The sequence below is a fragment of the Falsihalocynthiibacter sp. S25ZX9 genome, assembly GCF_041205405.1.
In the GTDB taxonomy this organism is placed as follows: Bacteria; Pseudomonadota; Alphaproteobacteria; order Rhodobacterales; family Rhodobacteraceae; genus Falsihalocynthiibacter; species Falsihalocynthiibacter arcticus.
Genome location: NZ_JBGFCD010000010.1, coordinates 63,523 through 84,074, shown reverse-complemented (window position 1 = coordinate 84,074; position 20,552 = coordinate 63,523). Strand labels below are relative to the sequence as shown.

19 protein-coding genes and 1 tRNA gene are annotated in these 20,552 nt (G+C 52.4%); 9 read left to right on the top strand and 11 right to left on the bottom strand.

Going from position 1 to position 20,552, the window contains the following annotated elements; translation table 11 throughout:
* Nucleotides 1-7 precede the first annotated feature (7 nt).
* From AB9F29_RS12630 to AB9F29_RS12600, 7 genes are all read right to left on the bottom strand, one after another.
* Nucleotides 8-1,741 (bottom strand): methyl-accepting chemotaxis protein, encoded by a 1,734-nt coding sequence (locus AB9F29_RS12630; protein ID WP_369755923.1) that lies wholly within the window; start codon nt 1,739-1,741, stop codon nt 8-10.
* Complete coding sequence (locus AB9F29_RS12625; protein WP_335584718.1) at nt 1,742-2,035, bottom strand: hypothetical protein; 294 nt, start codon at nt 2,033-2,035, stop codon at nt 1,742-1,744.
* Between the two features lie 200 nt (nt 2,036-2,235).
* Nucleotides 2,236-2,310 (bottom strand) — tRNA-Glu (locus tag AB9F29_RS12620).
* Nucleotides 2,311-2,436: 126 nt separating this feature from the next.
* Nucleotides 2,437-4,188, bottom strand: coding sequence for a single-stranded-DNA-specific exonuclease RecJ (gene recJ / locus AB9F29_RS12615; RefSeq protein ID WP_369755922.1), 1,752 nt, complete (start codon nt 4,186-4,188; stop codon nt 2,437-2,439).
* A 109-nt stretch (nt 4,189-4,297) separates the two neighbouring features.
* Complete coding sequence (glpX, locus tag AB9F29_RS12610) at nt 4,298-5,263, bottom strand: class II fructose-bisphosphatase (protein ID WP_335584720.1); 966 nt, start codon at nt 5,261-5,263, stop codon at nt 4,298-4,300.
* Nucleotides 5,264-5,325: 62 nt separating this feature from the next.
* Nucleotides 5,326-6,612: a homoserine dehydrogenase gene (locus AB9F29_RS12605; protein ID WP_335584721.1), complete on the bottom strand. Its 1,287-nt coding sequence runs from the start codon at nt 6,610-6,612 to the stop codon at nt 5,326-5,328.
* A gap of 138 nt (nt 6,613-6,750) precedes the next feature.
* Nucleotides 6,751-7,041, bottom strand: a complete 291-nt coding sequence (locus AB9F29_RS12600) for a hypothetical protein (RefSeq protein WP_335584722.1) — start codon at nt 7,039-7,041, stop codon at nt 6,751-6,753.
* 122 nt (nt 7,042-7,163) lie between these two features.
* Here AB9F29_RS12600 and AB9F29_RS12595 point away from each other — a divergent pair, with 122 nt between their 5' ends.
* The gene (locus AB9F29_RS12595) at nt 7,164-7,751 is read left to right on the top strand and encodes a TetR/AcrR family transcriptional regulator (RefSeq protein ID WP_369755921.1); all 588 of its coding nucleotides are present in this window, start codon (nt 7,164-7,166) and stop codon (nt 7,749-7,751) included.
* 9 nt (nt 7,752-7,760) lie between these two features.
* On the opposite strand, the gene AB9F29_RS12590 is transcribed toward AB9F29_RS12595, so the two are convergent.
* Nucleotides 7,761-8,672, bottom strand: a complete 912-nt coding sequence (locus AB9F29_RS12590; RefSeq protein WP_369755920.1) for a pirin family protein — start codon at nt 8,670-8,672, stop codon at nt 7,761-7,763.
* 176 nt (nt 8,673-8,848) lie between these two features.
* On the opposite strand from AB9F29_RS12590, the gene AB9F29_RS12585 reads away from it, so the two are divergent.
* Entirely contained in the window at nt 8,849-9,406 is a 558-nt protein-coding gene (locus AB9F29_RS12585; RefSeq protein ID WP_369755919.1) for a hypothetical protein, read from the top strand.
* Nucleotides 9,407-9,409: 3 nt separating this feature from the next.
* Here AB9F29_RS12585 and AB9F29_RS12580 read toward each other — a convergent pair whose 3' ends face one another.
* The 3 genes from AB9F29_RS12580 to AB9F29_RS12570 are packed head-to-tail and all read right to left on the bottom strand — an operon-like array spanning nt 9,410 to nt 12,343.
* The gene (locus tag AB9F29_RS12580; protein WP_369755918.1) at nt 9,410-10,009 is read right to left on the bottom strand and encodes a TadE/TadG family type IV pilus assembly protein; all 600 of its coding nucleotides are present in this window, start codon (nt 10,007-10,009) and stop codon (nt 9,410-9,412) included.
* A 1-nt stretch (nt 10,010) separates the two neighbouring features.
* A complete protein-coding gene (locus AB9F29_RS12575) occupies nt 10,011-10,559 on the bottom strand; it encodes a TadE/TadG family type IV pilus assembly protein (protein WP_369755917.1) in 549 nt (182 codons plus the stop codon).
* The gene (locus tag AB9F29_RS12570) at nt 10,556-12,343 is read right to left on the bottom strand and encodes a TadE/TadG family type IV pilus assembly protein (RefSeq protein ID WP_369755916.1); all 1,788 of its coding nucleotides are present in this window, start codon (nt 12,341-12,343) and stop codon (nt 10,556-10,558) included. Before AB9F29_RS12570 ends, AB9F29_RS12575 begins: the two co-directional genes overlap by 4 nt.
* Before the next feature lie 386 nt (nt 12,344-12,729).
* On the opposite strand from AB9F29_RS12570, the gene AB9F29_RS12565 reads away from it, so the two are divergent.
* The 7 genes from AB9F29_RS12565 (at nt 12,730) to nrdR (ending at nt 20,538) form a co-directional block, all read left to right on the top strand.
* Nucleotides 12,730-14,160, top strand: a complete 1,431-nt coding sequence (locus AB9F29_RS12565) for a Glu/Leu/Phe/Val dehydrogenase (RefSeq protein ID WP_335584727.1) — start codon at nt 12,730-12,732, stop codon at nt 14,158-14,160.
* 123 nt (nt 14,161-14,283) lie between these two features.
* Nucleotides 14,284-16,266: a DNA primase gene (gene dnaG, locus AB9F29_RS12560; RefSeq protein WP_369755915.1), complete on the top strand. Its 1,983-nt coding sequence runs from the start codon at nt 14,284-14,286 to the stop codon at nt 16,264-16,266.
* A gap of 121 nt (nt 16,267-16,387) precedes the next feature.
* On the top strand, nt 16,388-18,376 hold the full coding sequence (gene rpoD, locus AB9F29_RS12555; RefSeq protein ID WP_335584729.1) for an RNA polymerase sigma factor RpoD: 1,989 nt from the start codon (nt 16,388-16,390) through the stop codon (nt 18,374-18,376).
* 57 nt (nt 18,377-18,433) lie between these two features.
* Entirely contained in the window at nt 18,434-18,835 is a 402-nt protein-coding gene (locus tag AB9F29_RS12550; protein ID WP_369755914.1) for a DUF1294 domain-containing protein, read from the top strand.
* Nucleotides 18,836-18,841: 6 nt separating this feature from the next.
* Nucleotides 18,842-19,246 (top strand): secondary thiamine-phosphate synthase enzyme YjbQ, encoded by a 405-nt coding sequence (locus tag AB9F29_RS12545; RefSeq protein WP_369755913.1) that lies wholly within the window; start codon nt 18,842-18,844, stop codon nt 19,244-19,246.
* A 146-nt stretch (nt 19,247-19,392) separates the two neighbouring features.
* Nucleotides 19,393-19,884 carry a hypothetical protein gene (locus AB9F29_RS12540; protein WP_335584731.1) on the top strand — a complete coding sequence of 164 codons (492 nt, stop codon included), beginning with the start codon at nt 19,393-19,395 and terminating at the stop codon, nt 19,882-19,884.
* Between the two features lie 186 nt (nt 19,885-20,070).
* Entirely contained in the window at nt 20,071-20,538 is a 468-nt protein-coding gene (gene nrdR, locus AB9F29_RS12535) for a transcriptional regulator NrdR (RefSeq protein ID WP_039001072.1), read from the top strand.
* The last annotated feature ends 14 nt before the right edge of the window (nt 20,539-20,552 follow it).

The window sequence follows — 20,552 nt, the reverse complement described above, 5'->3', positions numbered from 1 at the left end:
GGCAAGTTTATGTTCCCGTTGACACTCTGGCAGAAGATGTTGGCCGGTTTGTGTTTCCTAAACCGTCCCTTGTGATGAAAGCGGATGTTGTTCTAGAAAGCTCATTCACTTGGCTCTGCATATCTACGGTTGCAGCGGTAGTTTCTTCAAACATTGCTGCATTCTGCTGAGTCACTTGGTCAAGTTGACTAACCGCCAAGTTGATTTCAACCAGTCCGTCAGATTGGGCTTGGGCTGATGAAGCGATCGCTGAAACCTGTCCTGATATTTCTGAAACCGAAGTTACGATAGCTTCTAAAACGTTTCCGGTTTCTCCAACAAGAGAAACGCCCCGTTCAATTTGACGCGAGCTAGCGGAAATCAGTTCGTTAATTTCGCGTGCCGAAGCCGCACTGCGCTGAGCGAGATCGCGGACCTCTGTTGCAACCACCGCAAACCCCCTCCCAGCGTCGCCCGCGCGTGCCGCCTCGACTCCTGCGTTAAGGGCCAGCAAGTTCGTTTGGAAGGCAATATCGTCGATTACTTTGATCACTTTGGAAATCTGTTTTGCAGACTCTTCGATTTCTCCCATGGCTGCCACAGCGTCTTTTACGACAAATCCTCGTTGAGTAGCGTTTTCCACCGTGCTGGAAACAAGGGTATTGGCATGCTTAGCGCCTTCTGCGGCAATCCGAACAGATTGAGTTAATCCATCTAGACCTGCGGCTGTTTCTGCAAGGGTTGCGGCCTGTCGCTCAGTTCTTTGCGCAAGGTCTTCCGCGGCACGGCCAATATCATTTGTTGAACCCTGGATTTGAGACGCGTTCGCTAAAACGTTCACCATTGCCTCGCCCAAAGTCCTGACAGCCTCATTGAAATCCTGACGTAACTGCTCGTATTCAGGCTGGAATACGATATCAATTGACGCAGTTAGATCGCCAGATGACAGGCGCTGCAGCCCGCCACGCAATGCTTCAACAACTTCGGATTGCATGCGCTCTTGTTCAAGTTGAGCCTGCCTTTGCTCTGCTTCCATCGCACGCGTTTCTGCTTCTATCTGACGCGCCTTTTCGGATTGTTCAGCCGAATTGCGAATGGCTTCTTCCGCTTTAGCAAGGGCTTCTTGTGCCTCGGCGTGCGCTGCCTCTGCGGCCGCCGCACTTTCATTTGCATGGACAAGCGCTTGTTCTGCCTTCGCCTTTTCTGCACTGAGTTCTGTATTGCGTTCCATTGCGTCCTTGTTTTGCGCCAGACGTGTTCGGACCGCAATAATGAGGGCGAAGGTTTCGATGGCGACAACAAGGCCGTGGAAGAGAGATCGTCCAATATTTGCGACAGCGTCCGTGGAGGGATAAATTAGCGTTGGCGTCAAAACACTTAGCGACAGATGGTGTACAATAATTGCAGCGGTCGCAATGAGAATGACGCGGATATCAGAAAGAGCAATGAGGGCTGCTAGGACAGCAAAAAAGACCATGTGGCTGTCAATTTGCCAAGGGTGGCCGATAAATATGCCCGTCAGGATCATCGCGTGGCCGATAAGGCCGAGCGACACGCCAATGCGTCCCAGCGCAGGAGAACCGCGCAGCGAAAGCAGTGCAAGGAGCGCAAATGCAAGCGACGCACCAAGTGCGATCATCCAATTGGATCCAACAACAAAAGCTATTGCCACATTCGCCGCCGTGAAAAGGAAACCAGCGTACGCCATCCATTTTGCAGCGACGTTTTGGCTTTCAGCGAAAGAGTTCATTTCATTTGTCATTTATGCCCCGCAAAGTTGAGAAATTATTTGGCCGTCTAGGACCGCCCACGCACCAGCGTGTTTTAGGCGCGCTTCTAGGCCAGGCGTATCGCTGGCTGCGAAGGCTGCAAATGGAGCGGTTTCTGGACCAACAGAGTCGGCCTTTGCGCGTAGAATAATGTCTTGTGCGTTCTGCCACGGTGGTGCAACAACCAGCATGACTTGCCCTTCGGTCACCGGGGCAGAGAGGACAACCGCTGCAGGTGCAGCAAGTAGCCCCAATACGCACATTAGAAAAATAGCAACTCTATCCATAGAAACTCCATTCCGAGCCTATGGTTTGCCATTTAAAGACTGAAGGGCGCGTTAATTCTGGTGAGCCTCACAGAACACATTGCTTAGAATTATATCTATTCTCACGGGAGGGGTGTTTTGTACCGCAAATAGTTTATCCACAGATTTCAATTACTTGAAATCCAAAAATAAAACCACTGATGCGATGAAATACACAAAGGTGGTAGTCCATAGGGGAGTTGAACCCCTCTTTCCAGGTTGAAAACCTAGCGTCCTAACCGATAGACGAATGGACCATACCTTGTGTGAGACGGGTTTTAGGGTTTGTGCGTGGTTGGTGCAAGGGTAAATTTGCTAAAATTGCGAAAAAAACTTCGAAACTTAAAAAAGTGAAATGAACAAGCTTTTGAGGCCTTTAAACACTAGGCTTCTGAGGCGCGGCTTGCATCTTCGAGGCGCATCTGCGGTTTCTGTCTGCCGGCCCAAGTGTTGATTTCGAGCCGTCCAGCGAGGTGAAAACGTGCCCCGCCGTGATTCTCCAAGGCAGGACCGAGATCTGAGTCGAACGCTCCAAAACAAATGGCTTCTATTCGGGGCCCGATTCCGTCGCCGAATGTGATCTTGAGGTGACTTTCGCCGACTCGTTTTGTGAAGAAAATCTGTTGGTCTGAAAATGCGAAGCGGGGGGCGGGGGCGGAGGCGCCAAAAGGGCCTGCAGTCTCAATCTGTTCAATGAGTTCAACCGTTACCGCGCCGGGCATCAGCATTCCATCCAGTCGCAAATCGGCAGGGCCGGCATTCCCCGCACCTTGTTTGGCCAAAAGTTCGCTCAGGCGTGCCATCGCTGGTTCGAGTTTATCTTCTTCTATCGACAATCCGGCCGCCATTTTGTGACCGCCGCCTTTAATGAGTAGACCTTCCGATGCAAGCTTTTGAATGGCGGCTCCTAAATCGACGCCAGAAATCGATCGCCCAGATCCTTTTCCTTCGCCATTATCAAGGCCGATTACGATAGCAGGGCGGTTGGTTTTTTCTTTGAGCCGGCTCGCGACAATTCCAACGACTCCGGGATGCCAGCCGTGGCCCGCGGCCCAGACCAAGGGCGCGTCCAAGCCACGGTTTTCGGCCTGTTCCATTGCGGCGGCACGCACGCCTTCTTCAATCTCACGACGCTCTGAGTTGAGTTGGTCCAGACGTTCCGCAAGCGCTTGCGCTTCGTTGGGATCCGTTGTGGCGAGGAGGCGCGCGCCAAGGTCGGCTTTGCCGATCCGTCCGCCCGCGTTAATGCGGGGGCCGAGGAGAAATCCAAGGCTGTAACTATTGGGGGCCGTGTCCATGCGCGCGACGTCTGCGAGGGCCACAAGGCCAAGACGGGCGCGGTTGGCCATCACTTTGAGGCCTTGGCGCACCAACGCACGGTTCACCCCAATCAGCGGGGCTACATCGGCCACTGTGCCCAAGGCCACGAGGTCGAGCATCGCCATGAGGTCTGGGCCTTTTGCCTGCGCTTCACGGAGTTGTCGGTTGGCCTCTACCAACATCAGAAACACAACGGCGGCGGCGCAAAGATGCGCGAGGTCGCCGCTTTCATCTTGGCGGTTTGGATTCACAACCGCGTGGGCGTCGGGCAGGGTTTCCGCACCGAGGTGGTGGTCAAGGATGACAACTTCGGCCCCCTTAGCGGCGGCCACCGGCCCGTGGGAAACGGTGCCACAATCGACGCAAATGATGAGGTCATGCTCAGCGGCGAGTGCGGCCATAGCTTCGTCGTTTGGGCCATAGCCTTCGTCAATGCGGTCGGGAATATAGAGGGTCGCTTGGCACCCCATTTGGCGCAACCAGTCGATCAAAAGCGTCGCAGATGTGGCGCCGTCCACGTCGTAATCTGCGAAAATGGCGATACGTTCTTTGGTATTTACCGCTTTGAGAAAGCGGGTCGCACCCTTTTCCATGTCCAGCAAGCTGCGCGGATCAGGAAGGAGGTCTCGCAGGGCTGGGGCGAGGAAGCTATCAACGTCAGCCGCTGCGACGCCCCGTTTTGCCAGAATGCGGCACAGGGCAGGGGGGAGTTGGGTCTGTTGTTCCAATGCCAACGCCGCGCGATCTTCATCGCCTGTGGGGCCACACCAGCGGCGTCCATTTAGAGATTTGGAAACGTTGAGAAAATCTTGCATATGGCCCCCGTTTGTTTTGGGTATCTTATCAGCCATATTTACGACATGCACCCCAACAATTAGGGGCAAGTCAGTGTCGCGCGCTGGTAAAGGCGCGCGACGTTATCTCTTATTTTGTTGGGTTACGGTACAACATGCGCCGCACGGAACCGGTTTTTGAGCGCATCAAGATTGTTTCCGTTGTGAGAAAGCCAATTTCGCGTTTGATCCCCGAAACAACGGAGCCATCGGTTACGCCCGTCGCGGCAAAAATCACGTCCTGTGTCACCAGATCATCGCGGGTGTAAATGCGATCAAAATCGGTGATGCCGATCTTAGTGGCACGGCCACGCTCATCGTCATTGCGGAACATGAGGCGTCCGTAAATCTGGCCGCCCATACATTTCAGAGCCGCCGCAGCCAGAACACCTTCTGGTGCGCCGCCAGAACCCATATACATGTCGATACCCGTGATCGCGGCTTCGGCACAGTGGATCACACCAGCGACGTCGCCATCGGTGATTAAACGGATTGCCGCGCCTGTTTCGCGCAACTCCGCGATCATGGCTTCGTGGCGCGGGCGTTCCAAAACGCAAACCGTGATATCTTTGGCGTTGCACCCTTTGGCCTTTGCAAGAGCTGCAACGCGCTCTGACGGCGACATGCTGAGGGTTACTGTATCTATGGCGAATCCAGGGCCGATAGCCAATTTGTCCATGTAAACGTCTGGTGCGTGCAGCATGGAGCCGCGTGGGCCCATTGCGATCACGGTTAGCGCGTTTGGCATGTCTTTTGCTGTAAGGGTTGTTCCCTCAAGCGGATCAAGTGCAATATCGACGGCGGGGCCAGTGCCCGTGCCAACTTTTTCGCCGATATAAAGCATAGGAGCTTCGTCGCGTTCGCCTTCGCCGATCACAACCACGCCGTTGATATCTAGCATGTTCAATTGGTCGCGCATGGCGTTTACGGCGGCTTGGTCGGCGGCCTTCTCGTCTCCGCGTCCAATCAGGTTCGCGCTCGCAATCGCGGCAGCTTCGGAGACGCGGGCAAGGCCCAACGATAACATTCGGTCATTAAAATCAGTGGCATTTGCCATGGTGTTTTCCTTGCTCTCACTAAAGGGACGGTCAAAGTCAGGGGCGGGCCGGCCCAGTAACTTTAAACTGTTTCGATACGAATGGCGACCGGAGCCGAGGCCAAAACGGACGAGTTTTGAAATCCGACGAACGCGTTTTCCAACGCGTCGGGGGTCGTTTTATGGGTAACAATCAATACGGGTGCTGTTTGGGCCTTGTGCTCATACTGGCGCATCCGATTGATGGAAACGCCTGCTTCTCCCAAGGCCGAGGCAATTTTTGCCAAAGCTCCGGGTTTGTCCAGAAGCTCTAGACGGAGATAATAGGGGGCGGATGTACCCGAGACCGCGCTGCGCGCGGTTTCCAGCGCCTCGGCGGGTTTGCCGAATGTCGCAAGACGTGTCCCACGAGCGATGTCCATAATATCCGAAAGTACCGCGCTTGCGGTTGGACCTTCGCCAGCACCTGCGCCGCGTAAAACGATTTGGCCGACGTCATCGCCTTCCAAAACGACCATATTGGTACCGCCTTCAAGCTGCCCAAGCGGCGAGTCTGCGGGCACCAAACAGGGGGACATGCGCTGCTCTAGGCCGCGTCCTGTGCGCTGAGCGACACCCAAAAGTTTGATGCGATATCCCATGTCGGCGGCGTGATGAATATCTTCAATTGTGATGCGCTGGATGCCTTCAAGCTCCACGCCTGCAAAGTCGATCTTGGTGCCAAAAGCAATGGCGGACAGGATCGCAAGCTTGTGCCCTGCATCAACGCCTCCCACATCAAGGTTTGGATCGGCCTCAAGATAACCAAGTTGACTGGCTTCCTCGAAGACTTGCTCATAAGTGAGGCCGGCGCTCTGCATCCGTGTAAGGATATAGTTGCAGCTGCCGTTCATGACGCCCATCACACGGGAAATTTCGTTGCCAGCCAAGCCCTCAGTGAGGGCCTTAACGACGGGAATTCCCCCCGCAACGGCCGCTTCAAATCGAATGACGCAGTCTGCTTTTTCAGCGGCAAGTGCAAGGGCATGCCCGTGGATAGCAAGCAAGGCTTTGTTGGCGGTCACAACATCTTTGCCTGCGGCAAGTGCAGCCTCCATTGCGTCCTTTGCCGCGCCTTCACTACCGCCCATCAACTCAACGAATACGTCGACATCATCTCGTTTTGCCAAGGCTACGGGATCATCTTCCCAAGCATAATCTGACAGCACAACGCCACGATCCTTGTCGCGGGAGCGCGCGGAAACGGCGGTGATAACGATGGGGCGACCGGCGCGATCCGCCAGCAAATTCGCCTTCTGGCGTAGGATTTTGACAACGCCAACTCCTACAGTCCCCAGTCCAGCAATTCCGAGTCGAAGTGGCGTGGTCATAGGAAAGTCCTTGGTGCTAGGGGCAGGGTGTTTTCGATGTCTGATTTCTTAGGCGTCTGTTAGCGGGAATTAGCGCCGGTTGCAACGCAACTTTCCTCGCTATTCGCTTTGTTTTGCAGGTGCTTTAGACGAAATATGCTAAAGGGGGCGGTGTCTTTCAATGGCTGCTAGGAGTTTTTGACGCGAGATCGGGTCAAGGACGGGCCCGCGCAAGGCGGCGGCGCGCGCTTTTAAGGCGGCGGTTCCTACGAGTTGTGTGGAGGGGGCCGCCACGGTTGGATAGGCTGCAATCAAGGAGGATAAGGGCAAAAGCGATGGAAACTTCGCCGCGCGATCAATTTCGCTGACTTGCGCGCCGATGTCGGGCGCAGAGGAGCAACTCATCAACGCGAAAAATGTTGCGAATAGGTAAGGTAAACGAAGCGACAAGGCGGACTCAAAAGCTAAGAATAGTGAGCTTTGGTTATAGTCGTTGGTCGCAAAAGAACAAGAAGGCGATGCCGATGGGGGTTCTCTCTGGATCATGAACGTTTGTTCATTTAAAAGAAGATATGGCACGCAAAACTGGTTCACACTCCAATATCACAGGCCCTCGCATTCGCGAGGTGGCTCTTTCGCTGTTTGCGCAACAAGGATTCGCAGCCGTTTCTATGCGCAAAATCGCCAGTGAAGTTGGCGTGCAAGCGGGGGCGTTGTATTTGTATACGCCCGACAAACAAACGCTGCTTTTTGATCTGATGCAAAGCCACATGGACGAGTTATTGGCCGCATTTGACACCGTTGAAATCGCGGGATCCGCCCGCGCGCGGCTAGAACAATTTGCGCGGTTTCATATCGGATTTCACATGGAGCGGCCTGACGCGGTTTTTGTCGCCTATATGGAGTTGAGAAACCTAGAACCTGCGAATTTCACCAAGATTGAGGAGCTGCGACGCCAATACGAAAGCCTGTTGGAGAATATCGTAAAGGCGGGGCAGGCCGAGGGTATTTTTGATGTACCCGACAGCAAGCTTGCGACGATGGCTTTGATCGCCATGCTCACGGGGGTGAACACGTGGTATCGCGAGGGCGGGCGCATGTCGCGCGCTGAGGTCGAAGATGTTTACGCGCAGATGGCGCTGAAGGCCGTCGGCGCGTAAAGTTTTGATTTAATGCGCAGGTTTGATGAAGGTTCCGTTGCGCAAGTCTGCGAAAGCCTGTTGAAGCTCTGCTCGTGTGTTCATCACAATCGGTCCGTGCCAAGCAACGGGTTCTTGGATCGGCGCACCCGAGATAAGCAAAAACCGGATGCCTTTTTCGCCTGCTTGAACGGTGACCTCGTCACCTGAGCCAAATCGAACCAAAGTCCGGTTGCCCGACATATCGCGAATATTGACCTCTTCGCCGCGCACTTCTTTCTCGAGGAGAACACCCGTCGGTCTTGAAGCATCGGCGAAACGGCCCGACCCGTCGAAAATATAGGCGAAGGCCCGACGGTAGGTGTCGATCTTGAAACTCTTTTTCACACCAGCGGGCACGTAAATATCGAGGTACTGCGGATCGGCGGCGACGCCATCAACAGGGCCGCTTTTCCCCCAAAAATTTCCCGTGATAACTTTTACGCGCGTGCCGTCGTCGTCGATGATTTCAGGTATATCGTTTCCTGTGACATCTTGGTATCGCGGCGTGGTCATCTTGAGATCACCCGGTAAGTTGGCCCAAAGCTGGAAGCCATGCATTTGGCCCGCAGCATTCCCGCTAGGCATTTCTTGGTGCATAATCCCAGAGCCAGCGGTCATCCACTGCACATCGCCTGCGCCCAAAGTGCCCACATTTCCAAGGCTATCACCGTGTTCGACGGAGCCTGACAACACATAGGTTATGGTTTCGATGCCACGATGGGGATGCCACGGGAAGCCGGCGGCAAAATCCTCGGGCCTTTCGTTGCGGAAATCATCGAACAACAGGAACGGGTCCAACATATCGGGGTTTTCAAACCCAAAGGCGCGGTGCAATTTAACGCCAGCGCCTTCAATGGTTGGCTTGGCGAGGGATGTATCCAAAATAGGGCGAATTGACATTTTCTTGTCCTTTCAAACTGTGTGATACGAAGATAGTCGCTCCAATGCCTTTGCAAAATAGCACATTCAGCACAGCGTCTGTGCATTAATGCGCGCTTCAAAACCCTACCCAGTATCCGCGCTATCATTTCGCCGACAAGCAAGGTACACCGACGCCTGCATTTAGGGAGGTCACAATGACACAAGAGACGCATGAACCAGAAGTCGTAGCGGCGGAAAACGAGCCACAGAACGCGCCTGACGTTCCTTTTGCAGAAGCAAAGCCCTCGGCGCCACGACGTTTGATGGGGCTCGCAGTTATTTATATGTTGGGTGGGTTGCTGCTCTATATTTCATTCGTGAAGCCCCCAGCAGAGCTCCTTTGGCAGGTGTTTTTGATCCTGTTCGGTCTGCTCATTATGTATCTTGGGGAACGGATGCGCAAAGCGACGCTTCAATCGATATTCTTGACGGCCGAAGGACTGGTTACGTCGGACGGTATTAAAATCGTTGATGTGGATAATGTGAAGTCAATCGACCGTGGCGTGTTTGCTTTTAAACCGTCAAATGGCTTTACCGTTCTTATGCACAAGAAGCAGGCGCGCGCTTGGTCCCCCGGCATTTGGTGGCGTTTGGGACGTCGTGTAGGGGTTGGCGGGGTTATTCAAGCATCGCAAACAAAAAGCATGGCCGAAATTCTCGCGATGATGGTGCATCAACGGATGCACGGTCCAGACGAAAATATGGAGCCTTAAAAGCTATTCAACACAGGTTTCCCAGCACAGCTTTGGTGCGAAGCGTGAGCGTGTGACGGCAAGTTCGGACATTTCCAAGAGGGGAATGCCAACGTTAAATACGGGTTGATAATTCATAAAGGTTTCAATCATCAACACACGATCATGCACGGGCATAACGGGAACGCGGTCCCCATAAGTTGCGACATCTACATCCGTGAGAGTGTAGTTGTTTCCGGTTGCAAAGGACCAGTCCTTGACCAAAACGCGCGCGTCTTTGTCGCATTCTTCGGTACAAACGACCGAAGTGACGCGTATCCAAGTGTCGTCATCTGCCGAGTTGGACAAAAATTCGAACATGTCCAACAAGCCTTCAATATAGGGCGCATCCACAACGTCGAGCTGGCGGCTGAGCATATCGGCCACGGTAAAAGTCGCTTTGAGATTTGTGCTCCGCGCTTGGAAGGCATCAAAAAAAGCGAAGGTCGCCACATAGGCCCAGCACAGAAGCGGGAACATGATGATTGCTTCGACCGTCATACTGCCTTCATTGCCCACCATGAAGCGGCGCAGCAATGGAATGTGCGTTTGGCGCGTCTCTTTGGATTTGAAGATGTGTTTCATATCAATTTGGCTCGTTTACAAAGGCTGAAACGGAAATCAAAGCATATCCGCCATCTGAGTCGTGTTTTGGAAGATCCAACGCGAATTCTGAGGATTTAAAAAACGGGTCCACAATGACACATGCGCGAACCAACATCATTTCGTTTTGAGTGCCGCCGTTAAAGGCTGTGAGCGGTTTGATTTCGGAACCACGGTCGAGGCATTTGGTTGCCGTTCCTAGCGGGGCCCAAGTCTCTGTGGAAACGGGGCGCAACTCAATCAATATCACGTCGATGCAATCTGGAATAATGCCTGCGAGTTTGCAGATTTTTTCTTTGAGCTCGTCGTGTGTTGGCGGGTTCCAAGTTCCAAGGCGCAAATCGCGGACCGAAAGATCCACCGCGCGTTCAAGCATGACGTGACGAACTTTTAGAACCCCGATCTCTACCGATCCAAGCAAAAAGCTTATGAGAAACGGGAAGAGGATCACGAACTCGATGGTCGCCGATCCCGCTTCGCTCTGCGCAAATTTACGCAAAAGCCGCTTGGGGAGGGAGAGGGGCGATATCATTGAGTGAGCCTTAGACGATTGATTTGGCTGGCGATCGCTGCGAATGCCGCAGAAATATTTGTCCCGTCCACATCAAAGAAGTGGTTCTCGGTGCTTGCACAGTCGCGCATGACATCAAGATAGGCATTTTCAACTTCGAAACCGATTGTGAATATCAGGATCTTTTTCTTTTTTGCGGCGTCGCAGGATTCAAAAAGGTTTGCGTCCTGCATTGTAGGAGTGATCCCTGTATTCAACCTTGAGGTCTGGGAGTCATACAGGGGGCTGTATTGCTTAATCCACGACTCAGTTTTCATGGCGAACAGTTCGGGCCACGTGACCTGTTTTATGGAGTTCTCGTCGTCCATGTCGACTTCGACGTATGAATAGGTGGGAACCATCACGCATCGCTGATACCACCGGCCTCTACGGTTCTGATACCAAGTGCACTCTTCCTCTTCGCCGGTGACTTCATAGGTGCCGGGTGAGCTGACCCAGTCGCCTGTGCTTAATTCCTTAAACTCGTCGCGCTCTTCGTAATAGATAAAGAGGTTGTCTTCGCCTGAAACCAATTCCTGATAAACAGGCGTGGCGCCACGACGTTTGAGTAAATTCATAAGCGGACGACCCTCGTGTTTACCATCCGTCATCAGAACGATCACTTTTGAGGAATCCCGTACATTAATTCCATCACCAAACGGTAAGGGGCGCTCTGAGTAGACAGGATCGATATTTGGGTTGTCTTTTTCGGTTATCGCTTGAATCGCAGGTTGCGCCACAGGATCGAGAAGCCCGACACCCCATTTCATCCCTTGGTCGATGGAGGTGGACTTGTCTGCGTAAAGGCTATTGATAAACGTATCTACGTCGGAATAGTCGCTCAGCATCGGTTGAATATCTCGCCCCGATCCCGTTGTATCACAGTAAAAATAGCTAGGCGATCTGGAGGAGTTATTCCAGTAGTCAAAATGCGCAGATTGTAACAAATCACCTGACATGCTGATGCTCGTCGACTTGAAGTCATCGGAGCTGAAATCAACGCAACGCGAAAACGTATGGTCCGAGAATACGCCATATTGTTCGGATAGATCGGCGCCCACGTCGACTTGTGCTGCGTAAGGAACGATCGATAGGGAAACGCGCCCGTCTTCGACGGTACATTCCTGCTCGCGGTTTGGATCGCTTGGATTGCAGAGCATTGCGTATCCGAATTCTTTGGCGGCTTTTTGAAGCTCGTAGAGTTTTGAATTGCCAGACTCTGAAGTGTACCGCATGGACCCGGACACGTCGACGACAAGCGAAATTTCAACATCGGTAATGCCTTCTTCGGCAGAACCGAAGGCAGGCGACGACAAATGATCTACACCTGCGAGGCGCATAAAGGAGGTATCAATTTCGAGGGAAGTCGATGCTTTTACCCAACGATAGTTCCTCAAACCTGCGGACTCGATGGTCTTATGTTCAATCTGAATGTCGAAACCGGTTAAACCGGATTTCTCAAAATAATCGCGGACAACGAATTCTGGATCGAGTGACTGGTCTAGGCTCGCAGCGGCGAGGATTGCGCGATCGAGGGTGTATTGCATGCGTGTACGTTGCGTCTCAAGATAGATGACATCAACGGCGATACCACCGACCATCAGCATGACGAGGAAAATGAAAAGTGAAAATACGATCAGCGACCCGTCTTCATTCCGGCCAAAGGATTTCAATCCCCGCAAGCGCGCGCCAAACGATTTCCCAAAGCGGGTTGGGGTAAACGTTGGGCTGACGTTAGCCACAGAATTTTTCCAATTTTCAAACATATCATTTGCCTTTTCCGGAGTCCAAAAACACAGACTCCCTTACACGACACGCAAAGTGCGCCAACGGGTTTTATGATTGAGACTTGTGGCGGAATTAGGGCGCAGATAGGACGGAAAGGCAATTTTTATGAGAAAATTGAGATATTTAACGAAAAATTAGCCGTTACTGTCGACGGTTCGGCGACAATCTAATGAGAGGGTTAAAATTGTTGAATTTGGGCGCGAACTGCGCGATGCCACAGTTGTGTACGGCCTTCGTCCTGTTCGGTTTAAATTTCTTTCGGTGTTACCGTTAACAGAAGTGGCATGTTTATCATTAATACCTAGTCTGGCTGTAACTATATACGCACGGTGATTCGCATTGTCGCGTTTTGGGAGGGCTATCTATGACTGAAATGCAAGAAACGAGTTTTCGGGAATCCGTTGACCTTATGTTCAACAGGGCGGTTGCTTTGATGGATTTGTCGCCGGGCTTGGAGGAAAAAATTCGCGTCTGTAACGCGACCTACACTGTGAGATTTGGCGTGCGCTTGCGGGGGCAAATTCAAACATTCACAGGCTATAGGTCGGTTCACTCGGAGCATATGGAGCCCGTTAAGGGGGGTATTCGCTACTCCATGGGCGTCTCGCAGGATGAAGTCGAAGCCCTTGCAGCCTTGATGACATATAAATGCGCGTTGGTTGAAGCGCCTTTTGGTGGCTCAAAAGGCGGTTTGTGTATTGATCCCCGTGAGTATGACACCCATGAGCTTGAGCTTATAACACGTAGATTTGCGTACGAATTGATTAAACGCGACCTTATTCACCCAAGCCAAAACGTCCCCGCTCCGGATATGGGGACGGGCGAGCGGGAAATGGCTTGGATTGCCGACCAATATGCACGCATGAATACAACCGATATCAATGCGCGGGCTTGTGTTACGGGCAAGCCTTTGAATGCAGGTGGTATTGCGGGGCGCGTTGAGGCAACCGGTCGAGGGGTTCAATACGCTTTGAAGGAGTTTTTCCGCCACGAAGAAGATAAAGCAGCGGCGGGCTTGTCGGGTAAATTGGATGGCAAGCGCGTAATTGTGCAGGGACTTGGAAATGTTGGATACCATGCAGCCAAATTTCTTTCCGAAGAAGACGGTTCCAAAATTATTGGCATAGTCGAGCACGATGGCGCGCTATTGGATGAAGATGGCTTAGATGTTGAGGCCGTACGGCATTGGATCGTTACGCATGGGGGTGTTACTGGATATCCAGAAGCGAAGTATATTGCGCAGGGCGCAAAGCTGCTCGAGCATGACTGCGATATTCTAATTCCTGCGGCGCTTGAGGGCGTTATCAACCTTAAAAACGCCAAAAACATCAAAGCTCCACTTATTATCGAAGCGGCCAACGGGCCCGTGACTGCGGGTGCCGACAAAATTCTTCGCGAAATGGGCTGCGTAATCATTCCGGATATGTATGCCAATGCCGGCGGTGTAACGGTTTCCTATTTTGAATGGGTGAAGAACTTAAGCCATATTCGATTTGGCCGCATGCAGCGCCGTCAGGAAGAGGGGCGGCACCAATTGGTTGTGGATGAACTCGAGCGGCTTTCCGCAGACAAAGAACTCGGATGGACTCTGTCCCCTGATTTCAAGACGAAATACCTTAAGGGCGCCGACGAATTAGAGCTTGTGAGATCGGGCCTAGACGACACAATGCGCACTGCCTATCAATCGATGCGCGAAGTTTGGCACGGTAGAGAAGACGTGACTGATCTGAGAACGGCTGCCTATTTGGTATCCATTGGAAAGGTTGCTGCAAGTTATCAGGCGAAAGGCCTTTAACCATTTCTTCCCCCCAAACCCAGAATGGTCTGGGGGGAGATCCTCTAAAATAGGTGCGTTTTAGGCATCGAAAAACGCATCAGGCGCTAGACTCTCCCAATCAGGATAGGGATACTGGCTGCTATGAGTTTACCCACTGGATTCCTTGACGAGTTGCGCACACGCACATCGCTTTCACAAGTGGTGGGCAGAAAAGTGATGTGGGACAGTCGTAAATCCAACCAAGGCAAAGGCGACATGTGGGCACCGTGCCCCTTTCACCAAGAAAAATCAGCGTCCTTTCATGTCGATGACCGAAAAGGGTTCTATTATTGTTTCGGGTGTCAGGCCAAAGGCGACGCCATAAGTTTCATACGCGAAACCGAGAATGTTGATTTCATGGAGGCCGTGGAAATACTGGCGCGCGAAAGTGGCATGCCTATGCCTGTCCGTGACCCCAAAGCGCAGGAAAAACAGGATTATCGTGCCGAACTGATCAAAGTGATGGAGCAGGCCGTTCAGTTTTTTCGCCTCCAGCTCAAAACAAACGCGGGCCAAAACGCACGGTCATACCTTGAGAAGCGTGGGTTGCGTGAAGCCGCACTTGATCGGTGGGAAATTGGTTTTTCACCCGATTCACGGCAGGCTTTGTTTAGCTATCTTACCGGCAAAGGTGTCGCGCAGAACTTGATTGTCGACGCAGGGCTTTGCGCTGTTCCAGACGATGGCGGCGCGCCCTATGATCGTTTTCGTGGGCGGATTATTTTTCCAATACGGGACGCACGTGGCCGCGCAATTGCGCTGGGCGGACGGTCTCTCGATCCAAATGCGCGCGCCAAGTATCTGAATTCGCCAGAAACATTACTGTTTGATAAGGGACGCTGTCTCTTCAACCATGGCCCTGCGCGGGAAGCTGCCGGAAAAGGCAAACCATTGATCGTGGCTGAAGGGTATATGGACGTAATCGCCTTGGCTGAGGCTGATTTTGACGCCTGTGTTGCGCCACTGGGTACGGCCGTTACTGAGGACCAGTTGCGCTTGATGTGGCGAATTGCCCCCGAGCCAATTATCGCGCTGGATGGAGATAAGGCGGGGCTGAACGCAGCCATGCGTGTTATCGATTTGGCGCTCCCTTTGTTGGAAGCTGGGCAAAGCCTGCGATTTGCGATTATGCCCGACGGGTTAGATCCAGATGACGTTCTGAAATCCAAAGGGAACGGAGCGATGCAAGGGCTTTTGGACGGTGCCATTCCGATGGTACAGCTCCTGTGGCGGCGCGAAACTGAGGGTAAAAAGTTTGACAGTCCCGAGCGCAAGGCAAGTTTGGATAAAAGCCTGAGGGAGGCGATCAAAAAAATCCGTGATCCCTCTGTGCGTGGCCATTATGGCGAAGATCTCAAGCGGATGCGCTGGGAGCTTTTTGGAACAACGCCGCAGGAAAATCGCGGAGGTAATTTTCAAAAACAAACGTTTGAACGCAAAAAAGGCGGCTTTGGGAAATGGAAGCCACAGGGGCCCATGTTTCAACCGGTGACCAAGACGTCTCTGCTCGCGATGGGGACAGATAGCGTTGCGGATGTTTTGCGCGAATGTGTAATTCTTGCGACCCTGATGCGTAATCCTACGTTGATTGAGCGTTTTGAAAGTCAGTTGGAGCGCTATGAGTTTGCGACCCCGGAAATGAACCTTATTCGAGATGTTTTACTACGAATTTCGCCTCAGAGCGACGCAGAGGAGGCTGTTTTTCAATCGGTGGGGCCAGAAGCACTTGAAAACCTGTTGCGTCCACGCCATGTGCAGCTTGCACCGGGTATTCGTACGCCGGAAAAAACTGACCTTGCGAGTCTCTGCGTTGCAGAGGAATTGGCCAAATTGACAGCGCGGCGCGGCGCCAAGAGGGAAGTCTCTGACGCAATGCGGGATATGGATGGCCTTGTGGATGAGGGGGTCACTTGGCGTTTAGGGCAAGCGGCAGAAAACAGAAACCGCGCTGAAAGGTGCGAGGGGGAGGATTCCGCTGAATATGATGTCGGAGAGAACGGTGCCCAAATGGTACGCAGTGAACGGTCAGCTTTAGACGATATTTTAGCCGCAACTGGGCATTTTGGTCAAAAAGACACGACCTAAAACGCGTTTGGTGAGGAACAAGTAAAGAAAACAGGTTAAACGGGTTGAGAATCAATGATTCGCGTTGTTGATTCGGGGCGAAGAACCGATTCGCTACCCGCCGATTTTGTAGGAGCTATGAATGGCCGCCAAAGATTTAGACGACCGTAAAAGAGACGATCAAGATGCAGATTCGGGCCTGGATACCAGCCAAGCTGCTGTGAAGAAGATGATCGCTGACGCGCGGGAGCGCGGCTACATTACATACGATCAACTCAATCAAGTCATGCCGCCAGATCAAGTTTCTACTGACCAAATCGAAGACGTGATGTCGATGCTCTCAGAAATGGGCATCAACATTATCGAAGACGAAGAGTCGGAAGAAGAAGAAAAAGGCGCGACGGCCGTTGTCGAGGCGACGGGCAATCGGGAAGTTACTCTTTCCACGACAACAACCGAAGTCTTGGATCGCACCGATGATCCCGTTCGGATGTACCTGCGCGAAATGGGCTCTGTTGAGCTTCTGTCCCGCGAAGGCGAGATCGCGATTGCTAAGCGTATTGAAGCGGGTCGCAACACGATGATTGCGGGGCTCTGTGAGAGTCCGTTGACCTTCCAAGCTATTACGATCTGGCGCGACGAGCTTTTGAGCGAAGACATTCTGCTGCGTGACGTCATCGACCTTGAGACGACGTTCGGCAATACGCTGGAAGAGGACGGCGGCGAAGTTGTGCCCGTTGTTCCAGGATCGGGGGCTGCGCCTGCTGCGGGACCTGAGAAAAAGGACGAGGCCGAAGAGCTGGACGCCGACGGAAACCCTATTGCTTCGGATGATGACGACGATGAGGACGAACAAGTCAACATGTCGCTTGCTGCGATGGAAGCCGCGCTTAAGCCCCGCGTTCTAGAAACACTGGACTTGATCGCGCGCGACTATGAAAAACTTTCCGCAATGCAGGATATTCGGATTTCCGCGACGTTGAACGAGGACGAGAGCTTTTCATCTAAATCTGAAGGCGCCTATCAAAAATTGCGGTCCGAAATTGTGGTGTTGGTGAACGAACTTCACCTTCATAACAACCGTATCGACGCATTGATCGATCAGCTTTATGGAATCAACCGTCGCATTATGTCGATCGACAGTTCGCTTGTTAAGCTCGCCGACCAAGCTCGCATTAACCGCCGTGAATTCGTTGACGCCTATCGTGGGCGCGAACTTGATCCATCTTGGTTGGACGAAATGGCCGAAAAAGCCGGTCGCGGTTGGCAGAGCTTTGTCGAACGCTCCAGTGATAAAGTCGCTGAACTTCGTTCCGAGATGGCACAAGTTGGCCAATATGTGGGCCTTGATATTTCCGAATTCCGCCGCATTGTTCAGCAAGTTCAAAAGGGCGAAAAAGAAGCGCGTCAGGCCAAGAAGGAAATGGTCGAGGCCAACCTTCGGCTCGTTATTTCTATCGCCAAAAAATACACTAATCGCGGCCTTCAGTTCCTTGACCTCATTCAGGAAGGCAATATCGGCCTGATGAAGGCCGTGGACAAATTTGAGTATCGTCGTGGGTATAAATTCTCGACCTATGCTACGTGGTGGATTCGTCAGGCGATCACACGCTCGATTGCCGACCAAGCCCGCACCATCCGTATTCCGGTTCATATGATTGAGACCATCAACAAGCTGGTTCGCACGGGTCGCCAGATGTTGCACGAAATTGGCCGGGAACCAACGCCTGAGGAATTGGCCGCGAAACTTCAAATGCCACTTGAGAAAGTGCGCAAAGTGATGAAGATCGCGAAAGAGCCGATTTCGCTGGAAACGCCCATTGGGGACGAAGAAGACAGTCAACTCGGCGATTTCATTGAGGATAAAAACGCAGTCCTTCCGTTGGATTCTGCGATCCAAGAGAACCTCAAAGAAACCACCACACGTGTTTTGGCGTCACTTACCCCGCGGGAAGAGCGCGTTTTGCGAATGCGTTTTGGCATCGGTATGAACACCGACCACACACTCGAAGAAGTCGGGCAGCAGTTCTCGGTAACACGGGAGCGCATTCGTCAAATCGAAGCGAAGGCTCTTCGCAAGCTCAAACATCCAAGCCGCAGCCGCAAATTACGCAGCTTTTTGGATCAATAAATTGGGCGCCCTTCGGGGCGCCTTTTTTCTATCATCCCTAACTACATGCCAATCACGATGAAGTTTATTTCCGTTCCAGAAAGTCAGCAGTCTCTTTCAGACCCCACTTTCCTAGATCAAATTATCTCAGCCCATAATATTAACTTCTGGATTTTGTGTTTTTTTGGTGGGCTTTGTATCCTTTCGTACCTGCAGTTCAGTTGGGATAAATACTGCGCGATCAGGCAACGATGGCGGATTTCGGAAAGTACTCTCTTGCTTACAGCCATTCTCGGGGGTGCGCTTGGCGCGAAAATCGGCCAAAAGGCCTTCCGACATAAAACAACGAAAGAGCCGTTCCGAACTTCTTTACAACGGATATTTTTCTGGAACTTCGCCTTGTATGCAATCGCGCTTCGTCCACAAGGGAAGGTGGCGGTAACTTCGATTGCTTTGGCCTTCTTCAATGGGATGCAATAAGTCGCCATGCAGACAACCTTTTCAAAAGCCACCACAGGCCAAGGTCTTTACGAGTTCACCCGCGACGTTGCGGATTGGGTGTCCGGAGATGGATTGCTCACGCTTTTTATCCAACATACGTCTTGTTCGCTCCTGATACAGGAGAACGCAGATCCCGAAGTCCAGACTGATTTGCAGAACTTTTTTCACCGCCTTGTGCCGCCGACGACGAACCCAAGGATGGCCTATTTGACACATACATACGAGGGACCAGACGATATGCCAGCGCATATTAAGGCGGCAATGCTACCGGTGAACTTGTCTATTCCTGTCATGAACGGCCAATTGCGGCTTGGAACTTGGCAAGGAATTTACCTTTTCGAACATCGGACCGCTCCACAGGTACGCAACATAGTTGCGCATCTGTCGTAGGGGCGTGGGGGAAGAGTGGCTGCATTTGTATGAATGTAGAGCGCGTGTTCGACGCGTAAATGTGAAATAGAAAGTGTAGACCTTTCCGGCCGAATTATTTATTATCACTGTGATATTTCAAATCACCAGTAGTAGGATTTTGGCTCATGACCTTTTTAAAAGCCGCCACCGTTTTTTCTCTTGTTGCGCTTAGCGCCTGTAACACAAGTGTTTCCGGTAGCTCAAGTGGAGTTGGTGTGTCCGCTTCAACACCAACCCGTGCGGGCGCACATATCTTTACGGCAAGCAACAATATGGTTGTTTATGGTGACCCTGCGGTTGCTGGCCGTTTTGAAGTTCAGCAACGCGCGAGCCGCGGTGGCTCTGACTACTGGTGTGCCGCAGGCGAATATGCGGTTCAAAGTCTTGGTGTTGCGACCGGGGCACGTATTTACCTTGCCGCCCCTATCGGTGATGGGCATCTGTCTAAAAATTCGAAAACGGCCGCCTTCACAGTCTCTCCTGATGCAGAGCTTCAACAAATTGCTGCGGCGCAATCAAATGGCTTAACCATGACTGTCACGCGGGTCGGAGAAAACTGGTCTGCAGCGCATGGCCGCCTACAGTGCGCCGCCAACTTTAACCGTCGTCTCCGCTAAGGCGCCTAACTTCAAGGTTTTTAGGCGCGTTCCAGGTTTGGAGCGCGCCTTTTTTTGTGGATGCGTGAATTCAAATCGCAACAGTTTGTGTGTCTATCTTGTGTCTGAAATTCTTCTCTACCCAAGGGCTCGCGGCTGTCCTATAGTGCCTGTGTATAACTTCTCATTAAACCCAAGGGAGTGGCGATGCGCTGCCCATTTTGCGGAAACGTTGATACACAAGTCAAAGATTCTCGGCCCGCTGAGGACCACGTAGCCATTAGGCGACGTCGCTTTTGCCCTGCCTGTGGTGGTCGATTTACCACCTATGAACGGGTGCAGTTGCGCGATCTGGTTGTTATTAAGTCCAACGGTCGACGCGAGGAATTTGACCGTGACAAGCTTGAGCGCTCGGTGCGAATTTCTCTGCAGAAGCGCCCGATTGAGCGTGAACGGATGGATCAAATGATCTCGGGGATCGTGCGGCGTCTTGAAAGCATGGGCGAAACGGATATTCAGTCGGGAACGATTGGGGAGATCGTCATGGAAGCCTTGGCGCGCATTGATACTGTTGCCTATGTGAGGTTTGCCAGTGTGTATAAAAACTTCCAAGCTGCCGACGATTTCGATAAGTTTGTGAGCGAGCTGCGTCCGCCAGCCCCCTCGGAAGACTGACCATGGCGGCTGAG